Annotated in this window: 12 protein-coding genes; 7 read left to right on the top strand and 5 right to left on the bottom strand. The window is 73.5% G+C overall.

Features of this window, described 5'->3' with window-relative positions; translation table 11 throughout:
* Positions 1 to 38 precede the first annotated feature (38 nt).
* Entirely contained in the window at positions 39 to 671 is a 633-nt protein-coding gene (locus NW895_RS07705; RefSeq protein ID WP_289934570.1) for a uridine kinase, read from the bottom strand.
* Positions 672 to 933: 262 nt separating this feature from the next.
* On the opposite strand from NW895_RS07705, the gene NW895_RS07700 reads away from it, so the two are divergent.
* The 3 genes from NW895_RS07700 (at position 934) to NW895_RS07690 (ending at position 3,880) form a co-directional block, all read left to right on the top strand.
* Positions 934 to 1,635, top strand: a complete 702-nt coding sequence (locus tag NW895_RS07700; protein ID WP_289934569.1) for a DUF2293 domain-containing protein — start codon at positions 934 to 936, stop codon at positions 1,633 to 1,635.
* A 111-nt stretch (positions 1,636 to 1,746) separates the two neighbouring features.
* Positions 1,747 to 2,226, top strand: coding sequence for an anthrone oxygenase family protein (locus NW895_RS07695; RefSeq protein WP_289934568.1), 480 nt, complete (start codon positions 1,747 to 1,749; stop codon positions 2,224 to 2,226).
* A 163-nt stretch (positions 2,227 to 2,389) separates the two neighbouring features.
* Positions 2,390 to 3,880 carry a glutamate synthase subunit beta gene (locus NW895_RS07690; RefSeq protein WP_289934567.1) on the top strand — a complete coding sequence of 497 codons (1,491 nt, stop codon included), beginning with the start codon at positions 2,390 to 2,392 and terminating at the stop codon, positions 3,878 to 3,880.
* 23 nt (positions 3,881 to 3,903) lie between these two features.
* Here NW895_RS07690 and NW895_RS07685 read toward each other — a convergent pair whose 3' ends face one another.
* Positions 3,904 to 4,425 (bottom strand): carboxymuconolactone decarboxylase family protein, encoded by a 522-nt coding sequence (locus NW895_RS07685; RefSeq protein WP_289934566.1) that lies wholly within the window; start codon positions 4,423 to 4,425, stop codon positions 3,904 to 3,906.
* A 47-nt stretch (positions 4,426 to 4,472) separates the two neighbouring features.
* On the opposite strand from NW895_RS07685, the gene NW895_RS07680 reads away from it, so the two are divergent.
* From NW895_RS07680 to NW895_RS07665, 4 genes are all read left to right on the top strand, one after another.
* Entirely contained in the window at positions 4,473 to 5,885 is a 1,413-nt protein-coding gene (locus tag NW895_RS07680; protein ID WP_289934565.1) for a PLP-dependent aminotransferase family protein, read from the top strand.
* 385 nt (positions 5,886 to 6,270) lie between these two features.
* Entirely contained in the window at positions 6,271 to 8,631 is a 2,361-nt protein-coding gene (locus tag NW895_RS07675; RefSeq protein ID WP_289934564.1) for a PEP/pyruvate-binding domain-containing protein, read from the top strand.
* Positions 8,628 to 9,545, top strand: a complete 918-nt coding sequence (locus NW895_RS07670; RefSeq protein WP_289934563.1) for a hypothetical protein — start codon at positions 8,628 to 8,630, stop codon at positions 9,543 to 9,545. Before NW895_RS07675 ends, NW895_RS07670 begins: the two co-directional genes overlap by 4 nt.
* Positions 9,546 to 9,646: 101 nt before the next feature.
* Complete coding sequence (locus tag NW895_RS07665; protein WP_289934826.1) at positions 9,647 to 10,351, top strand: dual specificity protein phosphatase family protein; 705 nt, start codon at positions 9,647 to 9,649, stop codon at positions 10,349 to 10,351.
* 113 nt (positions 10,352 to 10,464) lie between these two features.
* Here the strand turns inward: NW895_RS07665 and NW895_RS07660 are convergent, their stop codons facing one another.
* The 3 genes from NW895_RS07660 to NW895_RS07650 form a co-directional block, all read right to left on the bottom strand.
* Complete coding sequence (locus tag NW895_RS07660; protein ID WP_289934562.1) at positions 10,465 to 11,277, bottom strand: SAM-dependent methyltransferase; 813 nt, start codon at positions 11,275 to 11,277, stop codon at positions 10,465 to 10,467.
* 124 nt (positions 11,278 to 11,401) lie between these two features.
* On the bottom strand, positions 11,402 to 11,656 hold the full coding sequence (locus NW895_RS07655) for a DUF397 domain-containing protein (protein ID WP_261682615.1): 255 nt from the start codon (positions 11,654 to 11,656) through the stop codon (positions 11,402 to 11,404).
* Positions 11,657 to 12,517 carry a helix-turn-helix transcriptional regulator gene (locus NW895_RS07650; protein WP_289934561.1) on the bottom strand — a complete coding sequence of 287 codons (861 nt, stop codon included), beginning with the start codon at positions 12,515 to 12,517 and terminating at the stop codon, positions 11,657 to 11,659.
* Positions 12,518 to 12,547: the final 30 nt, after the last annotated feature.

The raw sequence follows: 12,547 nt of genomic DNA, 5'->3' as shown, positions 1-12,547 counted from the left end.
GCACGCGCATATAAAAGGGCTTTGACATTTCTCCGGGGTCAGCCGTTCCACGCCGGATGACGCGGGTCGTCGGCCCGCACCAGGACGCCGGCGGTTCGGGCCGGGTCGGTCTCCTGCTCGTAGCGCTCGAAGGCAGGGAGGGTCCAGTGCTCGTCCTCAGGAGTGCGGCGGCGCAGTGCGGCCGAGGAGAGGAGCACGTGAACGCTGAGGTCGAAGGGGAACCAGTGGCGCAGGAGGAAGGGACCGTGCAGGAGGAGGACGCCGCCGGGCGGGAGGTGGACGTAGGCGCTTCGGGTGGCGCGGTCGGTGACCGGATCCCACAGGTCGGGCAGCACGCGTCCGTCGCCGCCGGGTTCGAGGGGGCCGAAGACCTCGCGCCAGAGTGCGCCGGTGTCGTACCAACCGCTGTAGTACGCCTCGACGTCCTGGCGGCCGTACTCCAGGCGGAGGGAGGCGGGCCGCAGGAAGCCGTCCGTGCCCACGACGAGCGAGGGGCGGCCGTGTATGCGCAGTGCCTCACTGACACGCTCGGCCAGGTCGCCCGGGCGTGCGGCGGGAGCGCCGTCGAAGGCGATGCGCGCCCAGGGACTGCCGTCGGCCGGCTCCAGGTCGAGCAGGCGCTCTGCGAGCAGGTCGCCGAGCCGGTCCCAGGTGATCGCTTCGAGTCGCACAGGGCCCATGATGCGTCAGCCACCGGTCAGAACGCCGGGCGGCGGTACGGGCGGTACCGCCTCGGCGGCGAGCGGGTGCCCGACGGGCACCTGGCCTGTCGTACACGGACCGGGCCGTGGCGGTGCTCGACGAGATCCGGACGCCGACGCGGAACCGTCCGCGGGCGCCGGAGCTCGGGGTCGGGCAGCGCGGGCCGGGGGCCGAAGCGGTGACCGAGCGGGGATGAGTGGGGTGCGCCCCCGCCAGGGGAATGAACCGTTCATGGCAGCTCCCGCATCCTCCCCGTCGGGCACCGGACCTGTCGTCGTCCAGCCGCTCAAGCGGCGGCACTGCGCGGAGTGCCGGGGCGGGCCACTGCCGCTGCTCGTCGTCGAAGACGGCACGCCACGGTGTCTCGACTGTGCCGACCTCGGGCATCTGGTGTTCCTGCCACGCGGCGACACCGCGCTGACGCGCAGGTCACGGGAGGAGAGCGCCCTGTCGGCGGTGGTGGTGCGGTTCAACCGGCGCCGGGGCCGGTACGAGCGGCAGGGCGTGCTGGTCGAGGAGGCGGCGCTCGCCCGGGCCGAGCAGCGGTGCCTGGCGGACGCCGAGGCACGGCGGCGACGCCGGGTGCGGGACGCGCGGCGGCGGGCGGCGGAGGACCTGCGGTTCACCGACGCGTTCGCGACGGAGATCCGGCGGCTGTTCCCCGGCTGCCCGGCCGACCGGGCGCAGGCGATCGCCGCCCACGCCTCCGTGCGGGGCAGCGGGCGGGTCGGCCGCAGCGCGGCGGGGCGGGCACTCACCGAGGGGGCGGTGACATCGGCGGTCGTGGCGTCCGTACGGCATCTGGACACGCCGTACGACCAGCTGCTGATGAGCGGGGTGCCCCGCCACGAGGCGCGGCGGCGGATCGCGGCGATGGTGCAGACGGTGCTGCGGGGATGGCGGGCGGAGGGGGTGGGCAGGGAGGCGGGCTGAGAGGGCCAAGGGAGAGGCAAGAGCCACGGTCACCGTGGTCGTACAGGATTTCACTTGTGGTGACGGGCGGCGCCGGGCAGGATCTCGGCTCGACGGGCGGGAGACGTTGACATGATCGATGGGCCGTACTTCGTACTGACGGTGCTGGGTGTGCTCGGGACCGGTCTGGTGGCCGGGGTCTTCTGCGCCTTCTCGACCTTCGTCATGCGAGGGCTCGCCGCGCTGCCGCCCGCCCAGGGCGTCGCCGCGATGAACGCGATCAATGTGGCCGCGGTGATGCCGGCGTTCATGGTCGTGTTCGCCGGGACGGCGGTGCTGTGCGCGGTGATCGCTGTGGTGACGTTCGTGCTGTGGCCGGAGCAGGGCACGGTCGAGCTGCTGGTGGGCAGCGGGCTGTATCTGTTCGGGTCGTTCGGGCTGACCATGGTCGCCAACGTGCCGCGCAACGACGTCCTGCTCCGCCTGGACCCCGGCACGCCGGAGGCGGCGTCGTACTGGCCCGCCTACGTCCGCGAGTGGACCATGTGGAACCACGCCCGCGCGGTCGCCTCGGCCGCGGCGGCGGTGGCGTACGTACTGGCTCTCACGTAAGGCCGCACGCCGAATCCGCACAAGCGTCACACCCTGTCCCAACCTGCGAGAAAGCGCTGTCCGGGTCTCTGCCTGAGGGGCCGCTGGACGTATCGTGGCCGGGAGAGTGCCGCCCGACGACGCACGGCCTGCCCCACGCACGCGTACGCAAGGAAAGACGGCCATGGGCGATCCCAAGGGTTTCATGACCACCCCGCGCCAGGACTGGCCTCGCAGGCCCGTCGAGGAGCGCGTCCGGGACTGGAACGAGGTGTATGTCCCGGGAGCGCTGCTGCCCATCATCAACAAGCAGGCCGACCGCTGCATGGACTGCGGCATCCCCTTCTGCCATGAAGCCTGCCCGCTCGGCAACCTGATCCCCGAGTGGAACGACCTGGTCTCCCGCGACGACTGGCGGGCGGCGAGCGACCGGCTGCACGCCACGAACAACTTCCCCGAGTTCACGGGCCGGTTGTGCCCGGCGCCGTGCGAGGCGGGCTGTGTGCTCGCCATCAACCAGCCCGCGGTCACCATCAAGAACGTCGAGTGCGCCATCGCCGACAGGGCCTGGCAGGAGGGCTTCACGCCGCCACGCCCGCCGGAACGGCTGTCCGGGCGGACGGTCGCGGTGATCGGGTCGGGGCCGACCGGACTCGCCGCGGCACAGCAGCTGACCCGCGCCGGACACACGGTCGCCGTGTACGAGAAGGACGACCGGATCGGCGGGCTGATGCGGTACGGCATCCCCGAGTTCAAGATGGAGAAGCACCATCTGGAGCGGCGGATCGAGCAGATGCGGGCCGAGGGGACGAAGTTCCGTACGTCGACGGCGGTCGGGCGGGACATCGGCGCCGAGGAGCTGCGGGCCCGCTACGACGCCGTCGTGATCGCCACGGGAGCGACCGCCTGGCGGGAACTGGACGTGCCGGGGCGGGAGTTGGCCGGGATCCATCAGGCGATGGAGTACCTGCCGCTGGCCAACCGGGTCTGCGAGGGCGACCTGGAGAGCTCCCCGCTGTCCGCCGCCGGGAAGCATGTCGTCATCGTCGGCGGCGGTGACACGGGCGCGGACTGCCTGGGCACGGCGGTGCGGGAAGGGGCCGCGTCCGTGACCCAGCTGGACATCTACGCCCAGGCGGGCACGGAACGCGACGAGGACACCGATCCCTGGCCGACGTATCCACGGCTCTACCGGCTGTCGGCCGCGCACGAGGAGGCGCGCGATCTGCGGACCGCGCCGGCGGCGGACGCGGACGCGCGGCTGTTCGCGGCGTCCACGCTCCGCTTCACCGGCGACGCCGAGGGCCACGTCCAGGAGCTTCACCTGGTCGAGGTGGACTCGCTGCGCCGCCCGCTGCTGGGCACCGGCCGGACGCTGCCCACCGACCTCGTGCTGCTCGCCCTCGGCTTCTCGGGGCCCGACCGGGAGGACGGACTCGTCGACCAGCTGGGGCTGGGGCTTACGCCGCGCGGCACGGTCGCGCGGGACGCCGGGTTCGCCACGAACGTGCCCGGCGTGTTCGCCGCGGGGGACGCCGCCCGCGGGCAGTCCCTCATCGTGTGGGCGATCGCCGAGGGGAGGGCCGTGGCGGCGGCCGTCGACCGTTATCTGTCCGGCGGTGCCACGCGGCTGCCGGCACCGATAGGACCGTACGACCGGCCGATGACGGTCTAGCCGGGAACCAGGACCTGACAGGCCTAGCGTCGCTCGTCCGTGCCCGCCACCTTCCCCGTCGACAGGGCCAGCCGGTTCCAGGTGTTGATGGTGAAGATCAGGGCCAGGACGTGCGCCAGTTCCTGCTCGTCGAAGTGGGCCGCGGCCTCGGCGTAGACGTCGTCCGGGACGCCGTCGTCGGCGACCAGGGTGACCGCCTCCGTGAGGGCGAGGGCCGCCTGTTCCCTCTCGGTGAAGAAGTGCCGGGCCTCCCGCCACACGGCGACCATGTGCAGCCGGTCCTCGCTCTCGCCGGCCTTGCGGGCGTCGTTGGTGTGCATGTGAAGGCAGTACGCGCAGTGGTTGAGGTGCGAGGCGCGGATCTGGATCAGCTCGACGAGGGCCGGGTCGAGGCCCTCGCGGGCGGCGGCGTCGAAGCCGACGATGGCGCGGAAGACCTTGGGGGCGGCCTTGGCGAAGTCGAGGCGGTTGCGTTCGGCCAGTGCGGCGGCCACCCCACGGGGAGAGGCCGAAGTACCGGTGGTCACAGTCGTGTTCGTCGTCATGTCCTTCAACCTACGGGCCGGAAAGACCGGTTGTAGGGTGCATTTCCATGGCGACATCGTGGGTCAATTCCGCGGAGCGGGTCGGCGCCGACCTGCATCTGGAGCTGTCCGGGCCGGGCGGGCGGCGAGCCGCGCTGATCCGCGCGCTGCGCGAGGCCGTGCGCAGCGGGCGGCTCGCTCCCGGCACGCGGCTGCCGCCGTACCGCTCGCTCGCCGCCGACCTCGGGGTCGCCCGCAACACGGTCGCCGACGCGTACGCGGAGCTCGTCGCGGAGGGCTGGCTCACCGCCCGCCAAGGCTCCGGTACGCGCGTTGCCGAGCGGACGCAGCCGCTGCGACACATCGCACGCGTGCCGCGAAAGGCGCCTCCACGCGCGCGTGGGCCACGGCACGACCTGCGGCAGGGCACCCCGGACGCGTCGGCGTTCCCGCGCGCGGCGTGGCTCGCCTCCTACCGGCGGGCCCTTCAGCAGGCGCCGAACGAGGTGTTCGGCCCCGGTGCCCCTGCGGGCCGCATCGAGCTGCGGGAGGCGCTCACCGAGTACCTGGCACGCGCGCGTGGCGTACGCACCGAGCCGGGCCGGATCGTGATCTGCTCCGGCTTCGCGCACGCGCTGCGGCTGCTGTTCGGTGCGGGAGTGCTGCGGGGTCCGCTGGCCGTGGAGGCGTACGGGCTGGGCTTCCACCGGGAACTCCTCGCCACCACCGGGGTACGGACCGTGCCGCTCCCCCTGGACGATCACGGCGCCCGCGTCGACCGGCTGGCGCGGGAACGGGCCGTGCTGCTCACGCCCGCACACCAGTTCCCGACCGGCGGTCCGCTGCACCCGGAGCGCCGGGCCGCCGTGGTCGACTGGGCACGCGCGCGTGGCGGGGTGGTTGTGGAGGACGACTACGACGGGGAGTTCCGCTACGACCGCAAGCCCGTCGGCGCGCTGCAGGGGCTGGACCCCGAGCGGGTGATCTTCATCGGTTCGGTCAGCAAGAGCCTGTCGCCGGCGGTGCGGCTGGGCTGGATGGTGCTGCCCGGGCAGTACGTCGACGGGGTGCTCGCGGCCAAGGGCGACCGCGAGGCATGGGCGAGCGTCCTCGACCAGCTGAGCCTCGCCGACTTCCTGGCCTGCGGATCGTACGACCGTCATGTGCGGCGGATGCGGCAGCGGTACCGGAGCCGCCGGGACCGCCTCGTCGAGGCGCTCGCCGCGCACGCGCCACACGTCGGGGTCACCGGGGTCGCGGCCGGGCTGCACGCGGTGCTGTCGCTGCCGCCGGGCACCGAACCGTCCACCGTCAAGGCCGCCGCCTGGCAGGGCATCGCCCTGGACGGGCTCGCCGGGTTCCGGCACCCGGAGACGGACATGGCAGCCCGTGACGGGCTCGTCGTCGGGTACGCGACGCCCTCGGAGCACGCGTACGGGGCGGCGCTGGAGGCGCTGTGCGGGGTGCTGCCGCCGGGGTGAGCCGTGCGGCTCCGCTGCCGGCCGCGCCCCGCCGCGCCGGGCGGCACGCCGCGGCACCACGCCCGAGGGCACCGCCGGTGCGTGTCCCGGCACGAGCGCCACCGCACCGGCTTCCGCGCCCGTGCGGGCCACGCCGTACCGCCCGTGGCGGTGCCGCCCGCCGCGCCGTCGTACCCGGTCGGGAATTCGTTGCGCGACCGGCCCGAAAGCGGCTTCCGCCGGTCGCGGAACACGCCATGGGTGGGACCATTGAACAAGGAGGTGCGCCGCCGTCGTACCCGGAGCCCGGGTCGGCAGCGGCCCGCCCCCATCCTTCGTTCCGCCGTCAGGCGCAGGGCAAGCCCCGCGCGTCCCCCCTGTTGGCGGCCGGTCCTGGAGGGTGCTGATGACGACGCTCGACGAACGTCGCGGAGAAGGCGCACGAGACGGACGAGGGCCCCGGGACGCGGCCTCCCGCCCGGTCGGGACGCATGGCCCGGCCGCCGTCCCGCTGGACCAGCCCGCCGCCGTACTGCCCCGGCTCGCGGGGTCCAAGGCGGCGAACCTGGCCCGCGCGGCCCGTGCCGGGCTGCCGGTGCTCCCCGGGTTCGTGATCCCTCAAGGAAGCGCCGACGCGGCCGTGCCCCGTCGGGGCCGCCCCGACCGCGCGGGCGACGGCTCGACGGCTCTGCGGCAGGCCTGGCAGGAGCTCTCCGACGGCGGCACCCGTCCGCTGGTCGTACGGTCCTCCTCGCCGCAGGAGGACACGGAGGAGTCGTCGCTGGCGGGCCGGTTCGTGTCCGTGCTCGACGTGCGCGGCTGGCAGGACTTCCGTACGGCCGTGCACGCCGTGCTCGACTCGGCGCACCGGCCCGACGGGTCCACGGCGCCCATGGCGGTGCTCGTGCAGCCGATGCTGGCGGCGCGTGCCGGCGGGGTGATGTTCGGTGCCGACCCGGTCGAGGGGCGCGCCGACCGGATGCTGGTCAGCGCGGTCCACGGCGGGCCGGACAGCCTGGTCAGCGGCGCCCAGGCCGGAACCAGCTACTGGCTGGGCAGGTCCGGGCGGCTGCTGCGCACGGAACCGCCGGAGCCCGACGGCCTGCTGGGCCGCGCCGAACTGTTGCGGCTGGCGCGGCTCGCGCGACGCGTCCGCAGGGTGTTCGGCGGGCCACAGGACATCGAGTTCGGGTTCGACGCGGAGGGGCGGCTGTGGCTGTTCCAGAGCCGCCCGATCACGGCGATGGCGGCGCGGCCGCCGCGCGGGGCACGGCTGCTCGGGCCCGGCCCGGTCGCGGAGACCCTGCCGGAGCAGCTGCAGCCGCTGGAGGAGGACCTGTGGGTGGCGCCCATGGCCCGGGGCCTCGCCGCCGTGCTCGACATCGGGGGCAGCGCGCCGCGCCGGCTGCTGCGGACGGTGCCGGTGATCACTACCGTCGGCGGGCGGCCGGCCGCCGATCTGCGCCTTCTCGGTGCCGTACCGCCGAGTCACCGGTGGCTCGCACTGCTCAATCCGGCGCCGGCGGCGCGCCGTCTCGCCGCGTCCTGGCGGCTGGGCCGTCTCACCGCGGCACTGCCGGGCCTGGCGAGGGACCTCACTGCGGACATCGACCGCCGTCTGGCGGAGATCCCGCCGCCCGCCCGGCTCTCCGGCTCCGACCTCGCCGCCACGCTCCGCTGGACCCGCACCGCCCTGGTCTCCCTGCACGCCCAGGAGTCCCTCGCCGGCTCCCTCCTGCCTGAACCGCCTCAGGGCCGCACGGCGGCAGGCGCGGCCCTGACCGCGCTGGCTCAGGCCCGCGCCCGGGGCGTGCCCGACGAGCGCGCCGTGGCCGACGCCCCGCTGATCCTCGCCCTCACCGCACCGAGCCTGCGCGGCCGGGGACGACTGCCGCAGAACCTTGCGCCGGGTCCCGCGGGCACCGGAGCGGACCGGGGGCGGATGGCTGCCGAACCGGAGCAGGCGCCGACGACCACCGGGCCAGACCAGGAGACCGCCACCGCGCACCACGGGCCGGCAACCACCACGCACCACGGGCCGGCAACCACCACGCACCACGGCCCGACAACCACCCCTCCCCCGGGCACACCGACGCCTCAGGGACACGGTCGCCCGGCCTCCGCCGGAGCGTCCGACCACGGCACGGCGGCCACGGTCGTGGTCGCCCCACATGTCTTCCCCGCCCCCGCCCTCCCGCCCCGCGAAGCACTCCGTCTCCGCATCCGCTGGGTGCACGAGCTGCAGGTACGGCTGGTGCGGGAGGCGGCCCGGCGGCATGGGGTCGATGCCCAGCGGGCCGGGATGCTGCGCTGGCCGGAGCTGCTCGCCGTGCTGGGCGGCGGTGCGCTGCCCGCCGGCCTCGACGAGCGGGTGCCGGCTGTCGCGTCGCCGCCGTTGCCGGACGCCTTCCGGCTCGCGGACGGCGGTGTCGTCGTCGCCGAGCGGACCGGTCGTACGCGCGACGGTGCGCGCGGCGTGTCCGGCGGGCGTGCGGTCGGCATCGCCTGGGACGGCACGGGCCACCGGCCCGCCGACGCGGTGCTCGTCGTGCGCACCCTCGATCCGGCGCTCGCCCCGCTGCTGCCCGGCCTGACCGGACTCGTCGCGCAGACCGGCAGCCCCCTGTCCCACCTCGCCGTGCTGGCCCGCGAGTGCGGGGTGCCCGCGGTGGTCGGCGCCACGAACGCCGTACGCCGCTTCCCGCCCGGCACCCGCCTCACCCTCGACGGCAGCACCGGCCAAGTACAGCGGGGGGACGCGCCATGAGGCGGATCGCGTACGTGTTCGGCGGCCTGGCCGCCGCCGGGGCCGGGACGTACTTCGTCGTCTACCTGTACCGGTGGCAGTGGCAGCGGGCCCTGCTGTGCGGGGTGCTGCTGCTGGTCGTCGAGGTACTGCTGCTCGGCATCGTGCTGCTCGGCAGGCTGGCGCGGATCGAGACACGGCTGCGCGACACCGACCGGCGGCAGCGGGAGCCGGCGGCGCGGCAGGACGACGTGCCGGCCGGGCTGCGGCGGACGCCGGAGGAGAACGACCGGGCCCGGTTCCGCTGGCTGGAGGACACGGCGGACCGGACGTACGTCTTCGTGCCGGTCCTCATGGTCACCGGTGTGCTGCTGTCCGGGCTCGCCTGGCTGGTGCAGCGGATCGCGGCGTCCGTGTCCGGCCCGGCCGAGCGGCGGCTCGCGGGACGGCTGGCCGTGCTCGCCGCGCCCGACCCGGCGGCCGACCGTGACCTGGACGACCTCCCGCCGCCGGGCGCACCGCGTCCGCCGGGCCGCACCGCGCGCCTGGTCGCCGTCGGAGGCGTCGTCGCGGCCCTGCTCGGCGCGCTCGTCGTCGGGATCGCCGACCTCACCCAGACCCGGAAGGAGAGCGGCGACGGCAGCGCGGCGACCTCCCTGATCGTCCGGCTCGACATGCGCGGCCCCGGCCTGACGGAGGAACGCCGGTCCCTGGCCGCGCGGCAGATCTGGGAGCGGTGCCGGGACTCGACCTCCGTGCCGCTGACCCACGCCACCCTCGGTGACCTGGGCGACGACCTGTTCGCCGGGGTCGTACGGCCCGCGCTCACCGACCACGACCGCTTGCGGCTGCGCGGCTGCCTGGAGGACTCCACCCTCGACCGTGCCCACCTCACGATGGTCGGCATCGGGGACGCCGACCCGGACGACGACTGACCCGGCCGCACCCCTCGTCGCACGTACACGGACAAACAGGACATCTGCGGACGGGTTACCATTCGAACGCGTCCTCGTCTCCTAACCCCCCTGGCTTGCCCGTGGCTGTCATCTCCGCGTACCTCCCTCGACCTGTTCTGCCGAAAGGCCGGCTCACACGCCGTATCCGCCGGATCGTCGTCGGCGTGATCCTCGGTTATCTCGCCCTGTGGGCCACCGGCGCACTGGGCATCATGGCCGCGTCGTACTGGGTACGTGAGGAGACTCCGCCGCCCGCAGGGGCCCATGCCGTGCGTGGCATTCATCACTTCCAGCCGGTGGACACCGACCGGCACCTGTGGCGCGGCGCCGCCCCCTCCCCCGCCGGATACCGGGAGCTGGCGCGCCTGGGCTTCACCACGGTCGTCGATCTGCGCGCCGAGGACCTGAGCGCGGCCCAGCTCGACTCGCCCAAGAAGGCCGGGCTGAACGTCGTCCGCATGCCCATCCGGGACGGGCAGACGCCGAGGCCGGAGCAGGTGCGGCACTTCCTCGACGTGGTCAAGGGGGCGCACGGCCCGGTGTTCGTGCACTGCGGCGCGGGTGTCGGCCGTACGGGCACGATGGCGGCCGCCTACCTGGTGCGGACCGGCGAGGAGTCGTCCAGGGCGGCGGTGCGGCGCAACCTCGCGGTCGGGCCGCCGTCGATCGAGCAGATCTACTACGGGCTGAACCTCGCCCGGGACCGGGCACAGCAGCCGCCGTTCGCCGTGGAGGCGATCAGCCGGCTGGTGGACGCGCCTCGGCGGATGTGGTCGTGGCTGTGACGCCCTGAAGGGGCGGGAGAGGGCGCGAGGAGCGGAACGAACGGGCAAGGGGCGGGAGAACGCGCGGGGCCCTGTGACTGCACAGAGCCGTAGGGCCCACGACGTGCGGGAGGTTACGGCTTGCGCCCCACCGCCCCGTACCCCGGGATCACCCCGTCGTCCTGCCCGGGGACGGGTTCGCCCAGCTCGGGGTGCCACAGGTGGGGCACCTCGACACCGGGTTCGACGAGATCGAGGCCGTCGAAGAACCGGGTGAACTCCTCGCGGGAACGCAGGGCCAGGGTGACGCCCGCGGCCCTGAGCTTCTCGGTGGCGGCCTTCGACTCCTCGGGGGTGAAGTCGGCCGTCGCGTGGGTCACCACCAGGTAGCTGCCGGAGGGCAGCTCGCCGAGCAGCCGGCGGACCAGCTCGTGCGCGCCGTCCTCGTCGGAGACGAAGTGCAGCAGCGCGATGAGCGAGAGGGCCACCGGACGGGTGAAGTCCAGGACCTTCCGCGCGCCCTCGATGATGGCCTTCGGGTCCCGCGCGTCGGCCTGCAGGTACTCGGTCACCCCTTCGTCCGTGCCGCGCAGCAGGGCGGCCGCGTGGGCCAGCACGACGGGGTCGTTGTCGCAGTAGACGACGCGCGCCTCGGGCGCGATCCGCTGGGCGACCTGGTGGAGGTTGGGTTCGGTCGGGATGCCGGTGCCGATGTCCAGGAACTGCCGTACTCCGTTCTCGGTCAGCCAGCGCGTGGCCCGGTGCATGAACGCACGGTTGACGCGCGCCATCACCGGCACTCGCGGGTCGAGGGCCAGCATCTGCCGGCCCATCTCCTCGTCGACCGGGTAGTTGTCCTTTCCGCCGAGATACCAGTCGTACATCCGCGCGGGATGCGGCCGGCTCGTGTCGATCCCGACGGCCGATGTGGGGTCCTGCCCGGTCATGAGGCACTCCGTAAGACACGAGGGGTGATCAATTCAGCACCATGAATAAGCACCATGAATAAGGAAGTCGAGCGCAAGAGGTCGAACTCAAGACAGTGAGTGAGCCAGAGAAGATGCAATCGCGTCAGGACAGCAGGAAGTCCGCCTCCCCGGCCTTCGCTCCCTCGATGAAGGCCGTCATCTCGTCGGTGGTGTAGATCAGGGCCGGACCGTCCGGGTCGGTGGACTGGCGAACGGCGATCCGGCCGTCGGCGAGCTTCATCGCCTCCAGGCAGTTCCCGCCGTTGCCGCCGCTCCACGGCTTGTGCCAGCCTTCGCTGCCCAAGTCACGCGCGGGCATGCCGTTGTAGACCTGTTTGCGCGGCTTGATGCGATCCATTCACAGCTCCTTGCGGAGATCCCGGAGGATCTCCTTCGTGCGATGTGCCGTAGCGGCCTGCGCCGCCATGCGGTCCATGACCTCGAGGTGAGTCGCCACCTCGGCGCGCGCGTCGAGGTAGACGGCGCCGGTCAGGTACTCGCTGTAGACCATGTCCGGGAGTTCCGGCATGGCGAATCGGAACAGCACGAAGGGCCCGTAGGTGCCGGGGTGCGGACCGCCCGCGAAGGGGGCGACCTGCAAGGTCACGTTGGGCAGCTTCGTGGCGTCGAGCAGTCTGTCGATCTGGGCACGCATCACCTCCGGACCGCCGACGGGGCGGCGCAGCGCGGTCTCCTCCATCACGACCCACAGCCTGGGCGCGTCCTCGCGGGTGAGCAGTTCCTGACGCCGCATGCGCAGCGCGACATGGCGCTCGATGTCCTCGGGCCGGGCCTGGCCGATGGCACCCGACTCCAGCACGCCGCGCGCGTATTCCTCGGTCTGCAGCAGCCCGGGGACGAAATGCGGGTCGTAACTGCGGATGAGGCTGGCCGCGCCCTCCAGGCTGACGTACATGGAGAACCAGTTCGGCAGGATGTCGTGGAACCGCTGCCACCAGCCGGGCTTGTTGGCCTCCTCGGCCAGCTGCACGAAGGAGTCGGCCTCCTGGTCGGAGACGCCGTAGGCCTTCAGGAGAAGCTGGAGGTACGGGATTTTGAGGGCGACCTCGGCCATCTCCATGCGGCGGACCGTGGCGGGGGCGACGCGGAGGATACGGGCGGCCTCCTCCCGCTTGAGCCCGGCGCGCTCCCGCAGGTCCAGCAGGCGTCGGCCGAGGACGACCTGACCGACCGTCGGCGCGGACCGCGGTTCGCTCACGCTCCCACCTCCACAGGGCTTCTGACGGGC

Origin of the sequence: Streptomyces sp. S.PNR 29 (genome assembly GCF_030386795.1) — a bacterium.
Classification (GTDB): Bacteria; Actinomycetota; Actinomycetes; order Streptomycetales; family Streptomycetaceae; genus Streptomyces.
Note: the sequence above shows the minus strand (reverse complement) of the source record. Positions and strands in the feature narration are given on the sequence as shown.